We start from the raw sequence: 16,747 nt of genomic DNA on the forward strand, positions 1-16,747 counted from the left end.
CTCAGATCGGGTCCCAGCTGAACACGTCACCCGATCGGTCCAAATCGAAGAAGCTGGACTTGAGCGCGGGCATGGCCTGGTCGAGCACCGACTGCGGTGTCCAGCCCTCGCTGCGGTGCACCGAGCGGATGGGGCGCGGCTGGCTCATCAAAAAGATTTCGTTGTTGCGCACGGCAAAGACCTGGCCGTTCACATGGGCCGAGTCGTCGCTGGCCAGGGCCACGGCCATGGGCGCGATCTTGGCGGGCGTCATCTGCTTGATGCGCTCGACGCGGGCCTGCTCTTCGGGCGTCTCGGTCGGGATCGAGCCGATCATGCGGCTCCAGGCAAAGGGCGAGATGCAGTTGGAGCGCACGTTGAACTTTTGCATGTCGAGCGCAATCGACTTGGACAGCGCGGTCACGCCCAGCTTGGCCGCCGAGTAGTTGGCTTGGCCAAAGTTGCCCACCAGCCCCGAGGTCGAGGTCATGTGGATGTAGTTGCCGCTTTCCTGCTCCTTGAAGTGCGGAGCGGCGGCGCGGCTGACGTAAAAAGCGCCATACAAATGCACCTTGAGCACCGCGTCCCATTCGTCCATGCTCATCTTGTGGAAGAAGCGGTCGCGCAAGATGCCTGCGTTGTTGACCACCACGTCGATGCGGCCAAAGCTGTCGATGGCCGTCTGGATGATGCGGGCTGCGCCTGCGGCGTCAGACACGCTGTCGGTGTTGGCGGCGGCCTGACCGCCCATGGCTTGGATTTCGTCCACCACTTTTTGTGCGGGGCCTGCGTCATGGCCTTCGCCCGAGACGGACGCGCCAATGTCGTTGACCACCACCTTGGCACCTTCACGCGCCATGGCCAGCGCGATGTCGCGGCCAATGCCGCCACCAGCGCCAGTGACGACCACGACTTTGTCTTCTACCAATCGAGCTTTGCTCATGTTGTTCTCCTGAAAATCATGGGATGAAGCGCTGGGGTGCCAGCGTCACCCCACGGGGGGTTGATGTATCTTGCGGCGTCCAGTGATTCTGGACAATCTTGAAATGCTGAAGCGGGGGTTTGGGATTCCCGAACTCAGGGATTGCCCTTGGTTTTGGATCACGAAACCCAGACTCTTGAACTTTGCCTCCCCGGGGGAAGACCATGGCTTCGTCACCCCGGACGCAAACATTGACCCTGTCACCCCGGGCGAAGACCCGGGGTCCAGGGTCCTTGCAATCCATGGATCCCGGATCAAGTCCGGGATGACAGTTAGAGATCGATTCCGGAATGACGGCCTGAGAGCAAGTCCGGCGTGACCATCTAGAAGCGAGTCCGAAATGACAAATGAAAGCACACACGGCCCGTCAACTTTTGTTTTGAGCTGGCCAGGCAAACAAGGGCGGCTGCTTGGTCAGAAAGCGGTTGACGGCTTCGCGGTGCTCGGCGGTGCCTGCGGCCAAAGACTGGGCTTGTGCTTCTGAGCTCAGCATGTCTGGCAGGCCACCACCCAAGGCGTTGTTCAGGCTGCGCTTGATCAAAGCCACGGCAGCAGGTGACGCGCCCACAAAGCTGCGGGCCATGGCCTGCGCACGGGGCAGCAGCTGGTCGGGCTCGTGCAGCTCCATCACGATCCCCAGCCGCAAGGCCTCTTGGGCGTCGATGTCGCGGGCAGACAGCATGATTTCTTTGGCACGCTGCACGCCCACCACGCGGGGCAGGGTGTAGAGCGCACCCACATCGGGCACCAGGCCGACCTTGAGGAAGGACATGTTGAACCAGGCGCGTGGGGTCGCCAGCACGAAATCGGCCGACAAGGCAAGGCTGAAACCCGCACCTGCGGCCGCACCGTCGACCGCAGCGATCACCGGACGGTCGAGGGTCAGCAGCAGCTGCACCCAATCGTGCAAGGTCTGCATGCGGCCGAGCCAGCCGCCGTTGTCGAGGTTGGCGGTGGCAATGTTTTTCAGGTCACCACCCGAGCAGAAATGCCCGGCTGCGCCCGTCAGGACCACGGCGCGGATGGACTTGTCGTGCTGGATGTGTTGCAAAGCCACCGCCAGCTCGTCGCGCATGGCGGGTTCGAGCGCGTTGCGTTTGCTGGGGCTGTCAAAGGTGATGGTGGCGACCTGGTCGGTCACATCGAATTGCAGCAAAGAGGGAGAGCTTTTGGAGGGGATGATCATGAAAGGCTTCCTGAATAGTCTCGGCCACCGGCCAGGGAACTGCCACCGTCCACCGCCATGATGGCGCCGGTGACGAATGCGGCGTGCGGCGACGCCAAAAACAGCGCCATGTCGGCGATCTCTTCCACACGCCCCATGCGCTGCAGGGGCACGGACTGTGTCATGCGCTGCAGCGCTTCGGGCGTGGGTGCCAGGCGGCGGATGCCTTCGGTGTCGCCAATCGGCCCCGGCACGATGGAGTTCACCCGCACGCCTTCAGGTCCCCATTCCATGGCCAGCACCCGCGTGAGCATATCCACGCCCGCCTTGGCCGCGCACACATGGGCTTGCAGCTTGGTGGGGTTGAAAGCCTGTGGCGCCGAGATGTTGATCACGCTGGCACCCGGGCGGCGCAGGTGCTCATAGCCCGCTCGCAGCACATGGAAGGTGCCGTTCAGGTCAATGTCCACCACCGTCTTGAAGCCGTTGGCCGACATGCCCAAAGCGGGTGCCAAAAAGTTGCCCGCCGCACCCGACACCAACACGTCAAACGGGCCAATCGCGTCACGCGCTTGCTGCAGCGCAGCGGCAATGCCAACGGCGTCGCGCACATCGGCGCTGTAGCCTTCAATCTGTGTGCCGTGTTGGCGCAACTGGTCCACCGCTTGGGCCACGCGCTCGGCGTTGCGGCTGGCAATCGCCACCTTGGCCCCGGCCTGCGCAAACGCGGTGGCGATGCCCAAATTGATGCCGCTGCTGCCACCTGCCACAAACACCGACTGGCCTTTGAAACTCAGAGGAATTCTCATGGGGTCTCCTTCACTGATGTGGTGTTCAAGCGCGCATGTTCTTGTTCTTGCAGCTGCCGCCACAAGATCTTGCCCGTGCCGGACTTGGGCAGCACGTCCATGAAGCGGACGATGCGGGGTGCTTTGTAGACGGCCATGTGCTCGCGGCTCCAGTCGATGATGTCTTGCTCCGTGACTTGGCCTTTGGCGTCGGGCTTGAGCACCAACAGCGCCATCACGTTTTCGCCGCGCTGGGTGTCGGGCACAGAGATGACGCAGGCCTCGTGCACCGCAGGGTGTTCGTACAGGGTGTTTTCCACCTCGGCAGGCCAGACCTTGAAGCCCGAGACGTTGACCATGCGCTTGAGGCGGTCGCGCATGAAGAAGTACCCCTCTTCGTCCACGCTGGCCAGGTCACCCGTGCGGAAAAAGGTTTGGCCATCGAGCTCAAAAAATGAGCTCTGGTTGGCCTGCTCGTTTTGCCAATAGCCGCGCATGAGTTGCGGGCCGCGCGTGACCAGCTCACCCACCTCGCCCACAGGCAACTCGCGCAGGGTTTCCGGGTCCACGATGCGGGCGTCCACCCCGGGTGTGATGACGCCCAAGCACTGGCGCTTGCCGCGTGCAGGGGGGTTGCCCAGCAAAAAGGAGGCGGTCTCGGTCATGCCATAGGCTTCGTTGTAGGCGATGCCAAAACGCGTTTGCAGCAAGTTCGCCACCGTCTCCGGCATGGCCGCGCCGCCACCCGCCAAAGCCGACAAGCTGCTCAGGTCGCGCTGCGCGGCAGCCGGGTTGGCAAAGAAGTCGATCAGCATGGCGGGGGGTGCAGACCAAGTCGTGACGCGGTGCTGCTCGATCAAGCGCGCCGCTGACGCCGCATGCCAGCGCGGCAGCATGACCACGGTGGCGCCCAGCGTGATCGGCACGTTCAGGCCGCCCTGCATACCCAGCATGTGGAACAAAGGCGCGACAGCCAAAAACACCGAGTCCATGTGCATGCTGCGCCAAACCTGCGCAGCCATGTTGGACGCCAGCACCGTGGCGTGGGTGTGCATGCAGCCCTTGGGGTGGCCGGTGGTGCCCGAGGTGTAGGGCAGCACACACAGGTCGTGGCTGCCCGGGTGCTGCGCGGGCGCGGGCAAGGCCTGTGCAATGGCGTCTTCGAGCCCGTGCAGGCCCGGGGCCTCAGTCCACTGGCGCGGGGCGAGCACAACTTCAGGAACTTCGTTGCTGGCGGGTTGCGCGGGCAAACCTTCTGAATACGCATGCACCAGCACGGCTTGCAAAGCATCACCCTCGCCCGGCTGCAGCAGCGGCATGACTTGGGGCAACAACTCTTGCGCCACCACAGCCACGCGTGCGCCGCTGTCTTGCAGGTAGTAGCGGATTTCGCTCTGGGTGCACATGGCGTTGACCGGCACCACCACCGCCCCGGCGCGCATGATGCCGTAATAGGCCGCCACATATTGCGGGCAGTTCTGGCTCATCAGCAAAACCCGGTCGCCGCGTTGCACACCCAGCCGTTGGGTCAGATATCCGGCCAGCGCTTCGACGCGTGTGAGCAGCGCCGCGTAGGTCAACGTGCTGCCGCAAAAGATCACGGCGGGCTTGTTGGGGTAGCGCTCGGCCGCGACCTGCACGTAATGCGTGAGCGGCACCTGCGGCAGGCTCAGCGTGCGCGGAACGCCTTTGGGCCAAAAGGGTGTGGACGATGGGCTCATCACAGGCTTCTGGAGATCAGCTCTTTCATGACCTCGCTGGTGCCGCCATAGATGCGGGTCACACGCGAGTCGACAAAGGCGCGGGTGATGGGGTACTCCATCATGTAGCCGTAGCCGCCGTACAGCTGCAGCAATTCGTCAAGCGCCTTGCCCAGTTCTTCAGTCGCAAACAGCTTGGCCATCGCGCCTTCTTGCACGGTGAGCTTGCGGCGCAGGTGTTCACCCAGGTACTGGTCCACCATCATGCGCACAGCCGTGGTCCGCACCTTGATTTCGGCCAGCTTGAAGCGGGTGTTCTGAAAATCTAACAGCGGCTTGCCAAAGACCACGCGCTCCTTGGTGTAGCGCACCGTCTCGTCAAACATCGCCTCCATCTTGGCAGCGGCACCCAGCGCGATCACAAAACGCTCTTGTGCGAGTTCCTGCATGAGGTAGGCAAAGCCCTTGTTCTCTTCGCCCAGGATGTTGCTCACGGGCACGCGCACGTCTTCAAAAAACAGCTCGGCGGTGTCGGCCGCTTCCTGGCCCATTTTGTCGAGCTTGCGGCCTTTGCGAAAACCGGCGCGGTCGGCCTCGACCAGGATCAGCGAGACGCCTTTGGCACCCAGCTCGGGCTCGGTCTTGGCCACCACCACGACCAGGTCGCAGTTCAGGCCATTCGAGATGAAGGTCTTGGCACCGTTGATGACGTACTCATCACCCTCGCGGCGCGCCGTGGTGCGGATGGCTTTGAGGTCGCTGCCCGCGCCCGGCTCGCTCATGGCAATGGCCAGAATGACTTCGCCCGTGGCGCATCGGGGCAGCCACTGGGCTTTTTGTGCAGGCGTGCCCAGGCGCTCGATGTAAGGCGCCACCACGTCGGAATGCAGGCCAAAGCCCAAGCCGCTCACGCCCGAGCGGCCGATCTCTTCAACGATCACGGCCGCGTGGCCGAAGTCGCCGCCGCCACCGCCCCATTGAGGGTCCATGGTGGCGCAGAGCAAGCCTTCGCGCCCGGCCTTGAGCCAGGTTTCGCGGTCGACCTTGCCGTCTTTGTCCCACTGGGCTTGGCGGGGTTTGCATTCGCGCTCCAGAAAGCGGCGCACGGTGGTGCGCAGCATTTCGTGGTCTTCACGGAAGACGCTGCGGGGGAAAGTGAGGATGCTGTCCATACGCGCCTCAAGGACGGCCGCCGCCGCAAACCAACACCTGGCCGCTGACGTAGTTGGACTCGGGGATGCAGAACATGTAGACCGCGCCCGCGGCCTCTTCGGGTGTGCCGCCCCGGCCGAGCGGGATGGTGGATTCGGCGGCCTTGAGGCGGTCGGGCTGCACGCCCACTGCGATGGTGCGGCCCTGAATCTCCACGCTGGCGTCACCCGCCGTCAGGGGTTGCGTCAGGCGCGTCATGATCAGGCCAAAGGCCACGCTGTTGACGTTGACCTTGTAGCGGCCCCACTCTTTGGCCATGGCTTTGGTCAACCCGTTGATGCCCGCCTTGGCCGCCGCGTAGTTGGCTTGCCCTGCGTTGCCGTACACGCCCGAGGTGGACGAGATGTTGACCACCTTGCGGTGCTTGGACAGGCCCGCTTCGGCCTCTTTTTTGGCCGCGTCGCGAATGAAGCCCGAGGCCGCACGCAGGATGCGAAAGGGCGCGGTCATGTGCACGGCCAACATGGCTTCCCACTGCTCGTCGCTCATCTTTTGCAGCACGTTGTCCCAGGTGTAACCGGCGTTGTTGACAATGATGTCGATGCCGCCGAATGCGTCGAGCGCAGTCTTGACAAAGCGGTCACCAAAGTCGGTGTCGGTCACGCTGCCAATGCAGGCCACGGCATGGCCGCCGCTGGCGATGATGTCGTCCACCGTGCTTTGCGCGGGCACGCTGTCCAGGTCGTTGATGACGAGGCGTGCGCCCTCGCTGGCGAGCTTGATCGCGATTTCACGGCCGATGCCGCGGCCGGAGCCAGACACCAAGGCCACCTGGCCTTCGAGTTTGCGGGTCATGGGGAATCCTTTGGAATTTGGTTTTTAAAAGTGGGTTCAGGCCAGGGCCACCACGGCGTCGCCCGTCAGCTTGACCTGGCCTTCGGCGTTGGTGGTGGTCAGCGACAAGCGCACGCGGCGCTCGCCATCGACTTCAAACTTGTCGATCACTTGGCCGGTGCAGGTGATCTTCTCGTGCACCCGGGTCATGGCGGCAAAGCGCACGCTGTAGTCACGAATCGCCGTTTGCGGCACCCAGTTGGTGAGCAGGCGCGCCAGCCAGCCCATGGACAACATGCCGTGCGCAATCACGTCGGGCAGGCCCGCGATGTGCGCGAAGTCGGTGTCGACGTGGATCGGGTTGTGGTCGCCCGAAGCGCCGCAGTACAGCGCCAGCGTGAGGCGCGAGACGGGTGGCAGCTCCAGCGCGGGAATGGCGTCGCCCACTTGCAGGGCATCAAAAGAGGGGAGTGTCATGGGGGTTTCCTTATGCGCTGGGGCCGTGGCGCAAAACCGTCACCGCACGCAGGTCGGCCACATGCTCGCCACGTTGGTTGCTCACGCGGGTTTTGCGCAGCACGAATTCGAGTGCGCCGCCTTTTTTGTCATAGATGTCTTCGATGCGCTGCTCAAAACGCAGCACATCGCCCGCATAGGCCATGCGGTGAAACGTGAAGCCCTGCTCGCCATGCAGCAGCTTGCGGTAGTCCATGCCCAGCAGGTTGCGGATCGCGGCCGGGTCGGGCGACTCCATTTCAAGACAAAACAAAAACGTAGGCGGCACAGGCAAAGCCGGGTGCCCGGCGGCGCGGGCGGCGGCTTCGTCGGTGTAGACCGGGTCGGTCTGGCCCGTGGCCTTGGCAAAAAATTTCAGACGGCCCTTTTCCACCAAGACCTCGAAGGCGGGCATGGTGTGGCCGATGAATTGGCGGTCGATCATGGTCAGGCCCCCTTCAGACTTTTTGGTACAGCGTCACCACGCAAGCACCGCCCAAGCCCAGGTTGTGCTGCAGCGCCAACCGTGCGCCTTCGACCTGGCGCTGATCGGCCTGGCCGCGCAACTGCGAGACCAGCTCATAGCACTGCGCCAGCCCGGTGGCCCCCAGCGGGTGGCCCTTGGACAGCAGACCGCCCGAGGGGTTGGTGACGATGCGCCCGCCGTAGGTGTTGTCGCCGTCCACGATGAACTTTTCGGCGGTGCCTTCAGGCGTGAGGCCCAGGCCTTCGTAAGTGATGAGTTCGTTGGCCGTGAAGCAGTCGTGCAGCTCCACCACATCGAGGTCTTCGGGGCCAATGCCTGCGGCTTCGTACACCTGTTTGGCCGCGTTGGCCGTCATGTCGTAGCCCACCACGCGGCGCATGTCGTCGCTCTCAAATGTGCTGGGGGTGTCGGTGGTCATGGCCTGCGCGGCAATGACCACGCTGGCGTCGAGCTTGTGCTTTTTGGCAAAGTCGGCCGAGCAGACGATGGCAGCGGCCGCGCCGCAGGTGGGCGGGCAGCACTGGTAGCGCGTGAGCGGGCCAAACACGGTGGGTGAAGCCATCACCTCTTCGAGCGTGAGCGTCTGGCGAAACACGGCCAGCGGGTTGCGGGCGGCGTGCTGTCGCGCCTTGACCGAAATGCGGCCAAAGGTGTCGGCGCGGATGCCGTATTCCTTCATGTAGTCCAGGCCCGCGCCGCCAAAGAACTGCGCGGCACGGGGCGCCGCTGCATCAAAGCCTTGGTGCGCGGTCATGGCCTCGGCAAAGCGGGTCATGGGCGATGGGCGGTCGTCGTATGCGCCTTTGAGGGCGCCGGGCACCATCTGCTCAAAGCCCAGGGCAATGGCACATTCGACCATGCCGCTCTCGACCGCCTGACGCGCCAAGTACAGGGCACTCGACCCGGTGGAGCAGTTGTTGTTGAGGTTGAAGACCGGGATGCCGGTCAGGCCCACGCCGTAAATGGCCGCTTGTCCGGCGGTGGAGTCGCCGTAAACGTAGCCCACATAGGCTTGCTGCACGGCGTCGTAGGGCACGCCCGCATCGTCAAGCGCGAGCTTGGCCGCCCGCGCACCCATGAGGTTGTAGGACTCGCTGGCCCCGGGTTTGGTGAAGGGGATCATGCCCACGCCAACGACGTGAACAGCGCGCTTGCTAACGGCCATGCCTGCTCCTTGAGGGTTCGATACGGACAAAGTATCGAACGGGAGCAAGGCTTCACCAATCGCCAATCAGGTCAAGATGATTGGCAGGAAATGACATTTGCAGGCCATCAACCTGCCAACGCTTCGTCCTCAGCAGGTTCGTTGTGCGCCTGACGGTAAGCGCCCGGCGTCAAACCCGTCCAGCCTTTGAAAGCACGGTGGAAGGTGCTGGCTTCTGAAAACCCGACCTTGGCCGCCACTTCGTTCAGGGGCAGATCAGACTGGGTGAGGTACTCGACGGCCACGTCGCGGCGCAGAGCGTCTTTGATCATTTGGTAACCCTGGCCTTCGCGCTGCAGGCGGCGGCGCAGGGTTTGGGGCGTGGTGGCCAGCATGTCGCTGACTTCTTCGAGCGAGGGCATTTCTTCGGCCAGGTAGCGGCGCAGCATGCGGCGGATGCGCTCGGTCAGGCTGGCTTGGTCGCGGTACTTGACCAGCAGACAGGCCGGGGCCTGGTGCAAAAACGCTTCCACGCTTTCGGTGTTTTGCACCACGGGCAGGTCGAGCCATTTGGCGTCAAAGCGGTAGCCCCATTCGCCCGCCATCAGATGAATGGGGGCCTGGAACAGTTTGGACGCATCGCTGCGACGGGCCACGTCACGGTCTTGGTAGACGACTTCATCCACCGGGATGCGCCGCGCCGCCAGCCAGCACATGACGCCATAACTGAGGAACATGAAGACCCGCACGGCGTAGGCCTGGCGGTCATTCAGGGTGTGGCGCGGACTCATGCGCAAATAAGCCACACCGCCGCTGACCACCAGGCGCGGCACAAAGTCGGGCAGCAGCGCGTGGTAGTAACGCAGCCCGGCGCGCAGTGCGTCGCCCAGTTTGCGGTGGCCCACCAGCATGCGGCAGCCCATGGCAAACGAGCCCAAAGGCAGCGCGGTGGTGCTCAGGCCCCAAAACTCGTCGCGGTGGTGGCGCACCAGCGCCGTCATCAGGCGGGCAAACTGGGTTTGGGTGACCCGCGCCAGCTTGGATTCGAGCAACGCAGGCAAGATGCCCGCCCGGCGCAACACGGCGGCACGCTGGTCTTCGTCCTCGATGGCCATGAGCATCTGCACCACCTGGTAAACCGCGATGGTGTGTTGGATGCTGTGCTGAGTGGAGGATGCGCTTGGCGTGCGTTTCATGGCTCGGTCGTGAAGGACAGAGCCCCTATCCTACGACTTTGCGTTGGCACAAAACATCAATTTCGGCGTCGTCGAGTCCCGCAGCGGTCAGCAGCTCGCGGGTGTGCTGGCCCTGCAGGGGCGCGGGGCGCTGCACTTCAAAGCGGTAGCCGCTCATCTGCACCGGCATGGCCATTTGTGTCATGGTCTCGCCCTGCGCGGTTTGCACCTGCACCCACATGCCCCGATCCTGAAAGTGGGGCAGCTGTTGCGCCTCGTCGAGTTTGAGCACGGGGGTCACGCAGCAGTCGGCGCCTGCCAGCACCTGCGCCCAGTGGGCCAGCGGGTGGGCTTGCACGGCCTGGGCCACTTCGCGCCGCACCCAGTCGTTCAAGGCCTGCGTTTTGGGGATGTGGTGCTCGGCCAGATCGGGGCGGCCCAGCAGGGCACAAAAGGTGTCCCAGAACTTGTGCTCGAAAGCGCCCACGGCCAAATAGCGGCCGTCTTGCGTGGGGTACAGGCCGTAACAGGGCAGCGCCCCGGTCAACTTGTCGCCACCGGGCGCGGGCACGCGGCCCCGGCTGTGCAGGCCAGCGAGCGGGATGACCGCATGGGCCAACACGCCGTCGGCAATCGCCACATCCACATGGCGGCCTCGGCCGGTGCACTGCGCGTCGAACAGCGCCGCGAGGATGCCCATGACGGCGGGCATGGTGCCGCCCAGCAAGTCGCCCATGGGCAGGTTGGACAGGGCCAGCTCGCCAGCGGGCGTGCCCACTTGGTCGGCCACACCGGCATAGCCGCAGTAGTTGAGGTCATGCCCGGCCTTTTGGCTGAGCGGCCCGGTCTGGCCGTAGCCGCTGATGCTGCAGTACACCAGGCGCGGGTTGCGTGCACGCACCACGTCATAACCCAAACCCAGCCGGGCCATCACGCCGGGGCGAAAGCCTTCGACCAGCACGTCGGCGGTCTCGCACAGCTTGAGCAATAGCTGCACGCCTTCGGGCTGCTTGAGGTCCAGGCGCATGCCGCGTTTGTTGCGGTTGAGCATTTCGCGCACCGCAGGCGAGGCGTAGTCGCCCGCGCCCAAGTCTTCGATCTTGATGACGTCGGCACCCAGGTCGGCCAGGTGCAGGGTGCACATGGGGCCGGGCAGCAGGCGGGTGAGGTCGAGCACGCGCACGCCTTGCAGCGGTGGGCGGTTGGGCTGCGAATTGAGGGCTGGGCTGTTCATGCGGCGCTGCCTTGCGCCACCGATTTGCGCAACTCGGTTTTTTGGACTTTGCCTGCGGCCGTGAGCGGCAGTTTGTCGCGGAACTCGTAGCTCTTGGGGCATTTGTAGCCGCTGATCAGCGCGTGGCAGTGCGCCGAGAGTTCTTCAGCGTTGGCCTGCGCACCGGGCTTGAGCACGATGACGGCGTGCACGGCCTCGCCCCATTTTTCGTGGGGCACACCAATGACGGCGCACATCGACACCGCCGGGTGGCTGGTGAGGGTGCTTTCCACTTCGGCGGGGTAGACGTTCTCGCCGCCGGTGATGACCATGTCTTTGATGCGGTCGATCACATACAGGTAGCCGTGCGCGTCCATCACGCCGCCGTCCCCGGTGTGCAGCCAGCCGCCTGCCAAAGCTTTGCGGGTGTCTTCTTCGCGGCCCCAATAGCCTTGCATCACCGCCGGGCCGCGCACCAGGATCTCGCCGGGTGTGCCGGGCGGCAATTCGCGCCCTTGCTCGTCGGCGATGCGGATCTCGGCCGACACCCCAGCCTGCCCGGCCGAGCGGATGCGCTCGCTGTCCAAGAAAGCCGCGTCGCGCAAGATCGGCAGCGCCGAGACGGCGGCCGAAGTTTCGGTCATGCCATAGACATGGATGAAGTTCACATCGGGGAAAGCCTGCAGCGCACGCCTGAGCAGCGGCAGCGTGATGGGCGCCGCGCCCCACAAAATACGCTCCAACTTGGGCAGGCCGTGCGGGTCAAAGCCGGGGGTGTCGAGCAGCATTTGCAGCATGCTGGGCACAATGACCAGGTCGTTCACGCCTTCTCGGGCCATGATCTCGACCACGGGCTGGGGCTGAAATGCAGGCACCGTCACGCAGGTGCCGCCCACCACCGTCTGGCCCAGCATGCGGCCCAGCCCCGCCACATGGAACATGGGCGAGGTGAGCAAGGTGACGTAATGCGGCGGGTTGGGCACCTCGGCCATGCGCCCCACCAGCGAGGCCCAGAGGTTGCCGTGCGAGAGCATCACGCCTTTGGGGAAGCCGGTGGTGCCCCCGGTGTAAACGATGGCGGCCAGGGTGTCGGGCGCGCTGCGCACGTCTTCCATGGGCAGGGCTGCGGCCAGTTGCGCCTCCAGCGGCAGATAGCCCGCCGGGGCCTGGGTTTCACCGATATACAGGCGCTGGCGCAGGGCAGACAGGGTCTGTGTGATGGCTTGCGCGGTGGCCATCAGGCTGTCGTCCACCGCCAGCGCGCTAGCACCGCAGTCGCCCAAGGCGTAGGCTACTTCAGCGGCAGTCCAACGGGTGTTGATGGGGTTGATCACCAGCCCCGCCCAGGCCCCGGCCAGCAGCAACTCGATCATGCGGTCGCTGTTCAGCGCCAGCACGGACAAGCGCTCGCCGGGTTGCAAGCCCAGCGAACGGAGCGCGGACGCGGTGCGGGCCACCCGGTCCACCAGTTGCCGGTAGGTCTGGCGGCGCGTGCCTGTGACGGTGGCGATCTTGTCGGGGTGCCTTTGCATCGAGCGGTGCAAACCAGCGGTGAGGTACATGCTTGTGTCTCCATGGGCACGGCTTGGTCGCAGGCCGTCCTTATGGGGAGATTGCACCGCGCAGGCGGGCCGGCCGCAATCGCTGCAAGACTCAAAGGCATTGGCAGAAAGTGACAAGCTGCCCATCGCCTGAACCCGACCAGCAACTGTCAGGGCGATGACCCCGGACCCAGGACGGCCGCAGCATCTCGCCGATAATCGGCGTTTTGAATTTTCAGCCCGGGCCGTGTCTGCGCCCAGGCTTTCTTCGGAGCAGAACATGAGCACCTTCCAAACCACCGGCGCACGCGCCACGGGCCTGGCCACCATCGCCGCTGACGGCACCGTGCTGGACACCTGGTTCCCCGCCCCCGAACTGGCTGCCGATGTGGCCGCAAGCGGCAGCACCCGCCTGACCCAGGCCGAAGCCGTGGCCGCCTTGGGCGCTGACGTGGCCCAGGCCCTGGTCGCCTGCAGCGTGCGCAACGCCACCGTGGTCGCCGTGCGCACCGAGATCAAAAGTCTGGCCGACGCGCCCGCCGACACCCACGACGCCTACCTGCGCCTTCACCTGCTGAGCCACCGCTTGGTGTTGCCGCACGGCGCCAACGTGACCGGCATCTTTGGCCTGCTGCCCAACGTGGCCTGGACCAACTTTGGCCCCTGCGCACTGGCCGATGTACCTGCCGCCCGCCTCAAAGCCCGTGGCACTGGCCGTGTACTCGAGATCAAGGGCCTGGACAAATTCCCCCAAATGACCGACTACGTGATCCCATCAGGCGTGCGCATTGCCAACGCCGACCGCGTGCGCCTGGGCGCACACCTGGCCAGCGGCACCACCGTCATGCACGAAGGCTTTTGCAACTTCAATGCGGGCACACTGGGCGCCAGCATGGTCGAAGGCCGCATCAGCGCAGGTGTGGTGGTCGATGACGCCAGCGACATCGGCGGCGGCGCGTCCATCATGGGCACGCTGTCGGGTGGCGGCAAAGAAGTCATCAAGGTCGGCAAGCGCTGCTTGCTGGGCGCCAACGCCGGCATCGGCATTTCGCTGGGCGACGACTGCATTGTGGAAGCGGGTTGCTACATCACCGGCGGCAGCCGCGTTCAAATGCCCGATGGCTCGGTCATGAAAGCCAAAGAGCTGTCCGGCAAAAACGGCATCTTGTTCCGCCGCGACTCACAGTCGGGCGCCTTGCACGCCATTCCGCGCAACAAGAGCTGGGGCGAGTTGAACGCTGAGTTGCACAAGAACTGATGCCATGTCCAAATTGCCCGTCAACTTGAAATCGGTGGCCATCGCCAGCCTGACATTGCCATTGGTGATGTGGCTGTTGCGCATGCTGTGGCCCGACATTTCCTGGGGCTTTTTGCTGTTGTTTGGCCTACAAGTGATGTTGATGCTGGCCACGCTGCAGTTGGTGGTGAGCAGCGTCTGGACGCCGACACGCCGTTTGGAGTTGCCCGGCAAAAACGCGGCGCTGCCCCGGCGCATCTTTGCGAAAAAGACTTCGGTCATGGCTTTTTTACGCGGCATGGTGCAACGCGCTCGAGGTGCGGTGGCCATGCTTTTAGGACGCTTGTTCAAGCGCAAAGCGGCATGAATTCACGACGGCTTCTGGTGCTGAAATCCGGCTGTGCAGCGGTCATGCTCTCGCTGCTGGCCCTGTTGGGTGGCCAAAGCCTGGCGCCCAACGTGCCCTTGCTGACCCTCTGGCTCTGGGCCTTAGGGGGCTTGGTGTCGCTGGGCCTTGTTTTTCTGGCGGGCGCCTGGCTGACCTTGACATTCAACCAATGGGTCTTGCGCAAGGGTGGTACCGACACGCAGTGGTTGTGGTTTGCCTCTGACCCGCCGGGCCTGAAACGACCCAAAAAATCACCGACCCACTGAGCGCCGCGTCCAGCCTGGGACGGGCGCCGTCCCATCAAACACCGGGTTTTGCGACCCTGGCCAGGTGCTGCTTGGCCAGTGCCACATACCAATCCAGACACCCCGGATTGGCCATGGCGTCTTTGTTGACCACCTTTTCCAGCGGCTGGCCCAGCATGAGTTTCTTGATCGGCAGTTCCTGCTTTTTGCCGGACAGGGTGCGCGGGATCTCGGCGACCTGGAAAATCTCGTTGGGGATGAAGCGCGGGCTGAGCGCCACCTTGATGGCGTTGTTCAGCTTGGCCTTGAGCACATCGTCCAGCGCCGTGCCCGGGCGCAGCACCACAAACAGCGGCATGTAGCTTTCTTTGCCCAAATACTCCAGGTCCACCACCATCGAGTCCATGACTTCGGGCAGGGCTTCAACGGCGCTGTACAGCTCGCTGGTGCCCATGCGCAAGCCGTGGCGGTTAATGGTCGCGTCGCTGCGGCCAAAGATCACGCAGCCTTCACCCTCGCCTTGTGCATTGCCAATGCGCAACCAGTCGCCATGCCGCCAAACACCGCCCATGCTGGCCGGGCCGTCGCCGCCACCGGGCTTTCGGCCGTGGCCTGCGGGGTACATCTCGAAGTAGCTGGCCAGGTAGCGGGCGTTGTCCTTGTCGCCCCAAAAGAACAGCGGCATGGATGGGATGGGTTGCGTGCAGACCAGTTCACCCACTTCGCCCAACACAGGCTCGCCCGCTTCGTTCCAGGCCTCGACCGCGCAGCCAAGTTCGCGGCATTGCATGACGCCGGGCTCTTGCGGCAACTCGCGATGGCCGCCCACAAAGGCGCCCGCAAAGTCGGTGCCGCCCGAGATGTTGCACCACCAGATGTCGGTGCCGATGGCCTTGAATTGCTCCACGCCCCAGGTCTGCGTGTCAGCCGACAGGGGCGAACCCGTGGTGCCCAGGGCACGGATCAGGGACAAATCACCGCAACGCGAAATGTCCAAGCCCGCTTTGTGGCAATTGGCAAAGTAGGCCGCACCTGCCCCAAAAAACGTGACTTTTTCCTGCGCCGCCATGCGCCACAAAATGCCCCAGTCGGGGTTGTCTTTGCTGCCGCCAGGGTTGCCGTCATAGATCACGCAGGTCACGCCATTGAGCAGGCCCGCGACCTGCGCGTTCCACATCACCCAGCCCGTGGAGCTGTACCAGTGGAAGCGCTCGCCCCAGCTGTTGGGGTGGTAGCTGCAACCGATGTCGTTGTGCAAAATCTTGTTGGCCAAAGCCACGATCACCGTGCCGCCATGGCCGTGCACGATGGGCTTGGGCAAGCCGGTGGTGCCGCTCGAATACACAATCCACAAGGGGTGGTCAAAGGGCAGCCACATCGGCTCAAAAGCCTGCACTTCGGCGTCATCCCGCGCGGTGATGGCCGACAGTTGCACGCTGCCCCCCACATCGCAGTTGGTCAGGTCCAAGGTGCCCAGGTTGTCGTGAATGATGACGTGCTGCACGCTGGGCAAAGCATCGCGCAGCTCCTGCACCACACCCATGCGGTCAAAGTCGCGGCCGCCATAGCTCACGCCATCCACCGCGATCAGCACCTTGGGTTCGATCTGTTTGAATCGGTCAAGCACCGCGTTGGTGCCCATGTCAGGCGCGCAAATGCTCCACACACCACCCACGCTGGCGGTGGCCAAAAATGCCACCATGGCCTCGGGGATGTTGGGCAGATACGCCGCCACGCGGTCACCCGGCTGCACACCTTGGGCCTGCAGGTGCAGCGCCATGGCCGCGACCTGGCGGCGCAGTTCGGGCCAAGTCATCTCGCGGCGCAGGCCTTTTTCGTTGTGGCTGATAACGGCCAAAAACCCTGCGTCATGCGCGGGCTGCACATGACGCAGCACTTGGTGGGCGTAATTGGTCTGGGCCCCGGGGAACCACTTGGCACCCGGCATGACGTTGTTCGCCAAGACGGCCGTATGCGGCGTGGGCGACTGGAAGTCGAAGTAATCCCAGATGCTTTGCCAAAACGCATCGAGCTCGGTCACCGACCAACGCCACAGGTCGTTGTAGGTGGCAAAGCTCAGGCCGCGTTCGTCACGCAGCCAGTTTTGGTAGAGCCGAATTTGAGGCAGGTAGGGGGCCGAATCGGAGGATTTTGTCGCGGTGTTCATGCGTTGCAGCGTATCAGCGGCCATACCCCGCTGTCACGCGCATCAACCCTGAAAC

Annotated in this window: 16 protein-coding genes; 3 read left to right on the top strand and 13 right to left on the bottom strand. The window is 64.1% G+C overall.

The features are described from left to right. Position 1 precedes the first annotated feature (1 nt). The 12 genes from L63ED372_RS14750 to L63ED372_RS14810 all read right to left on the bottom strand — a co-directional run bounded on the left by L63ED372_RS14750 (position 2) and on the right by L63ED372_RS14810 (position 12,676). Positions 2 to 922: an SDR family NAD(P)-dependent oxidoreductase gene (locus tag L63ED372_RS14750; RefSeq protein ID WP_062407011.1), complete on the bottom strand. Its 921-nt coding sequence runs from the start codon at positions 920 to 922 to the stop codon at positions 2 to 4. 406 nt (positions 923 to 1,328) lie between these two features. Continuing rightward, positions 1,329 to 2,147, bottom strand: a complete 819-nt coding sequence (locus tag L63ED372_RS14760; protein ID WP_062407015.1) for an enoyl-CoA hydratase/isomerase family protein — start codon at positions 2,145 to 2,147, stop codon at positions 1,329 to 1,331. After that, entirely contained in the window at positions 2,144 to 2,935 is a 792-nt protein-coding gene (locus tag L63ED372_RS14765; RefSeq protein ID WP_062407017.1) for an SDR family oxidoreductase, read from the bottom strand. Before L63ED372_RS14765 ends, L63ED372_RS14760 begins: the two co-directional genes overlap by 4 nt. Further along, positions 2,932 to 4,635, bottom strand: coding sequence for a long-chain-fatty-acid--CoA ligase (locus L63ED372_RS14770; RefSeq protein WP_062407019.1), 1,704 nt, complete (start codon positions 4,633 to 4,635; stop codon positions 2,932 to 2,934). The genes L63ED372_RS14765 and L63ED372_RS14770 overlap by 4 nt, the downstream gene beginning before the upstream one ends. Next, positions 4,635 to 5,786, bottom strand: coding sequence for an acyl-CoA dehydrogenase family protein (locus L63ED372_RS14775; protein WP_062407022.1), 1,152 nt, complete (start codon positions 5,784 to 5,786; stop codon positions 4,635 to 4,637). The genes L63ED372_RS14770 and L63ED372_RS14775 overlap by 1 nt, the downstream gene beginning before the upstream one ends. 7 nt (positions 5,787 to 5,793) lie before the next feature. Continuing rightward, a complete protein-coding gene (locus L63ED372_RS14780; protein WP_062407025.1) occupies positions 5,794 to 6,621 on the bottom strand; it encodes an SDR family NAD(P)-dependent oxidoreductase in 828 nt (275 codons plus the stop codon). Between the two features lie 36 nt (positions 6,622 to 6,657). Beyond that, the gene (locus tag L63ED372_RS14785; RefSeq protein WP_062407027.1) at positions 6,658 to 7,077 is read right to left on the bottom strand and encodes a MaoC family dehydratase; all 420 of its coding nucleotides are present in this window, start codon (positions 7,075 to 7,077) and stop codon (positions 6,658 to 6,660) included. 10 nt (positions 7,078 to 7,087) lie between these two features. Beyond that, on the bottom strand, positions 7,088 to 7,540 hold the full coding sequence (locus L63ED372_RS14790) for a MaoC family dehydratase N-terminal domain-containing protein (protein ID WP_062407029.1): 453 nt from the start codon (positions 7,538 to 7,540) through the stop codon (positions 7,088 to 7,090). Positions 7,541 to 7,553: 13 nt separating this feature from the next. Then, positions 7,554 to 8,747, bottom strand: a complete 1,194-nt coding sequence (locus L63ED372_RS14795; protein WP_062407031.1) for a lipid-transfer protein — start codon at positions 8,745 to 8,747, stop codon at positions 7,554 to 7,556. Between the two features lie 107 nt (positions 8,748 to 8,854). Continuing rightward, positions 8,855 to 9,922, bottom strand: a complete 1,068-nt coding sequence (locus L63ED372_RS14800) for an AraC family transcriptional regulator (RefSeq protein WP_062407033.1) — start codon at positions 9,920 to 9,922, stop codon at positions 8,855 to 8,857. 25 nt (positions 9,923 to 9,947) lie between these two features. After that, positions 9,948 to 11,135 (bottom strand): CaiB/BaiF CoA transferase family protein, encoded by a 1,188-nt coding sequence (locus L63ED372_RS14805; RefSeq protein WP_062407035.1) that lies wholly within the window; start codon positions 11,133 to 11,135, stop codon positions 9,948 to 9,950. Continuing rightward, a complete protein-coding gene (locus L63ED372_RS14810; RefSeq protein ID WP_062407038.1) occupies positions 11,132 to 12,676 on the bottom strand; it encodes a class I adenylate-forming enzyme family protein in 1,545 nt (514 codons plus the stop codon). Before L63ED372_RS14810 ends, L63ED372_RS14805 begins: the two co-directional genes overlap by 4 nt. A gap of 259 nt (positions 12,677 to 12,935) precedes the next feature. Between L63ED372_RS14810 and dapD the strand changes: the two genes are divergently transcribed. Genes dapD through L63ED372_RS14825 form a run of 3 tightly spaced genes read left to right on the top strand, consistent with a single transcriptional unit; the run spans position 12,936 to position 14,546 of the window. After that, complete coding sequence (dapD, locus tag L63ED372_RS14815; protein WP_062407040.1) at positions 12,936 to 13,913, top strand: 2,3,4,5-tetrahydropyridine-2,6-dicarboxylate N-succinyltransferase; 978 nt, start codon at positions 12,936 to 12,938, stop codon at positions 13,911 to 13,913. 4 nt (positions 13,914 to 13,917) lie between these two features. Further along, positions 13,918 to 14,259: a hypothetical protein gene (locus L63ED372_RS14820; protein WP_062407043.1), complete on the top strand. Its 342-nt coding sequence runs from the start codon at positions 13,918 to 13,920 to the stop codon at positions 14,257 to 14,259. Further along, positions 14,256 to 14,546, top strand: coding sequence for a hypothetical protein (locus tag L63ED372_RS14825; protein ID WP_062407045.1), 291 nt, complete (start codon positions 14,256 to 14,258; stop codon positions 14,544 to 14,546). Before L63ED372_RS14820 ends, L63ED372_RS14825 begins: the two co-directional genes overlap by 4 nt. Positions 14,547 to 14,580: 34 nt before the next feature. On the opposite strand, the gene L63ED372_RS14830 is transcribed toward L63ED372_RS14825, so the two are convergent. Next, positions 14,581 to 16,692, bottom strand: coding sequence for an acetoacetate--CoA ligase (locus L63ED372_RS14830; protein WP_062408204.1), 2,112 nt, complete (start codon positions 16,690 to 16,692; stop codon positions 14,581 to 14,583). Positions 16,693 to 16,747 lie beyond the last annotated feature (55 nt).

The sequence above is a fragment of the Limnohabitans sp. 63ED37-2 genome, assembly GCF_001412535.1.
Classification (GTDB): Bacteria; Pseudomonadota; Gammaproteobacteria; order Burkholderiales; family Burkholderiaceae_C; genus Limnohabitans_A.

Coding starts and splice junctions, on each gene's coding strand:
- L63ED372_RS14750 (WP_062407011.1), bottom strand. CDS start 922: ATGAGCAAAGCTCGATTGGTAGAAGACAAAGTCGTGGTCGTCACTGGC.
- L63ED372_RS14760 (WP_062407015.1), bottom strand. CDS start 2,147: ATGATCATCCCCTCCAAAAGCTCTCCCTCTTTGCTGCAATTCGATGTG.
- L63ED372_RS14765 (WP_062407017.1), bottom strand. CDS start 2,935: ATGAGAATTCCTCTGAGTTTCAAAGGCCAGTCGGTGTTTGTGGCAGGT.
- L63ED372_RS14770 (WP_062407019.1), bottom strand. CDS start 4,635: ATGAGCCCATCGTCCACACCCTTTTGGCCCAAAGGCGTTCCGCGCACG.
- L63ED372_RS14775 (WP_062407022.1), bottom strand. CDS start 5,786: ATGGACAGCATCCTCACTTTCCCCCGCAGCGTCTTCCGTGAAGACCAC.
- L63ED372_RS14780 (WP_062407025.1), bottom strand. CDS start 6,621: ATGACCCGCAAACTCGAAGGCCAGGTGGCCTTGGTGTCTGGCTCCGGC.
- L63ED372_RS14785 (WP_062407027.1), bottom strand. CDS start 7,077: ATGACACTCCCCTCTTTTGATGCCCTGCAAGTGGGCGACGCCATTCCC.
- L63ED372_RS14790 (WP_062407029.1), bottom strand. CDS start 7,540: ATGATCGACCGCCAATTCATCGGCCACACCATGCCCGCCTTCGAGGTC.
- L63ED372_RS14795 (WP_062407031.1), bottom strand. CDS start 8,747: ATGGCCGTTAGCAAGCGCGCTGTTCACGTCGTTGGCGTGGGCATGATC.
- L63ED372_RS14800 (WP_062407033.1), bottom strand. CDS start 9,922: ATGAAACGCACGCCAAGCGCATCCTCCACTCAGCACAGCATCCAACAC.
- L63ED372_RS14805 (WP_062407035.1), bottom strand. CDS start 11,135: ATGAACAGCCCAGCCCTCAATTCGCAGCCCAACCGCCCACCGCTGCAA.
- L63ED372_RS14810 (WP_062407038.1), bottom strand. CDS start 12,676: ATGTACCTCACCGCTGGTTTGCACCGCTCGATGCAAAGGCACCCCGAC.
- dapD (WP_062407040.1), top strand. CDS start 12,936: ATGAGCACCTTCCAAACCACCGGCGCACGCGCCACGGGCCTGGCCACC.
- L63ED372_RS14820 (WP_062407043.1), top strand. CDS start 13,918: ATGTCCAAATTGCCCGTCAACTTGAAATCGGTGGCCATCGCCAGCCTG.
- L63ED372_RS14825 (WP_062407045.1), top strand. CDS start 14,256: ATGAATTCACGACGGCTTCTGGTGCTGAAATCCGGCTGTGCAGCGGTC.
- L63ED372_RS14830 (WP_062408204.1), bottom strand. CDS start 16,692: ATGAACACCGCGACAAAATCCTCCGATTCGGCCCCCTACCTGCCTCAA.